The sequence below is a fragment of the Campylobacter sp. RM12654 genome (assembly GCF_020137585.1).
GTDB lineage: Bacteria > Campylobacterota > Campylobacteria > Campylobacterales > Campylobacteraceae > Campylobacter_E.
Genome location: NZ_JACGAR010000066.1, coordinates 1 through 999, shown reverse-complemented (window position 1 = coordinate 999; position 999 = coordinate 1). Strand labels below are relative to the sequence as shown.

The 999-nt window shown below is 25.7% G+C and carries 1 protein-coding gene; it reads left to right on the top strand.

Features of this window, described 5'->3' with window-relative positions:
- Positions 1–999 (top strand): BspA family leucine-rich repeat surface protein (locus tag AVBRAN12654_RS09335; RefSeq protein ID WP_336614381.1); only part of this gene is annotated, 999 nt, incomplete at both ends.

Below are 999 nucleotides of genomic sequence, written 5' to 3'. Positions count from 1 at the left end.
GCACTAGATACTATAAATACAAGTGCTATTACTGATATGAGTGAATTGTTTAAGGGTGGTGCTAGAAAAGACTTTAGTGGTATAAATACTTGGGATACAAGCAATATAACTAATATGAGTTCTATGTTTTATGGTTGTAAAAAATTCAATCAGCCTTTAGATTTTGATACAAAAAATGTAGTAAATATGAGCGATATGTTTGAAGATTGTTTTAGCTTTAACCAGCCTTTAAACTTTGACACAAAAAATGTAGTAAATATGAGCGATATGTTTTATAATTGCAAAAAATTTAATAAACCTTTAAAATTTGATACAAAAAATGTAACTGATATGAGTGGTATGTTTTCTGTTTGTAAAAATTTCAATCAGCTTTTAGATTTTGATACAAAAAATGTAGTAAATATGAGTTATATGTTTAGTAATTGCAAAAAATTTAACAAACCTTTACAATTTGATACAAGAAATATAACAGATATGAGTCGTATGTTTGCTTTTTGTGAAAATTTCAATCAGCCTTTAGATTTTGACACAAATAATGTAGTAAATATGAGTGATATGTTTTGTGGTTGTGAAAAATTTAACAAACCTTTACAATTTGATACAAAAAATGTAACTGATATGGGTGGTATGTTTTATAATTGTTTTAATTTTAACCAAACTTTGAGCTTTGATACTTCAAAAGTAGTTAATATGAGCCATATGTTTTATAATTGCAAAAAATTTAACAAACCTTTACAATTTGATACAAAAAATGTAACTGATATGAGCCATATGTTTTATAATTGTTTTAATTTTAACCAAACTTTGAGCTTTGATACTTCAAATGTAACTGATATGAATAATATGTTTTGGTGGTGCGAAAGCTTCAATCAAGCTTTAAACTTTAATACAAGAAATGTAACTGATATGGGTGGGATGTTTGGTAGTTGTTTTAATTTCAATCAACCTTTAAACTTTAATACAAGTAATGTAACTAATATGAGTTATATGTTTAGTTGG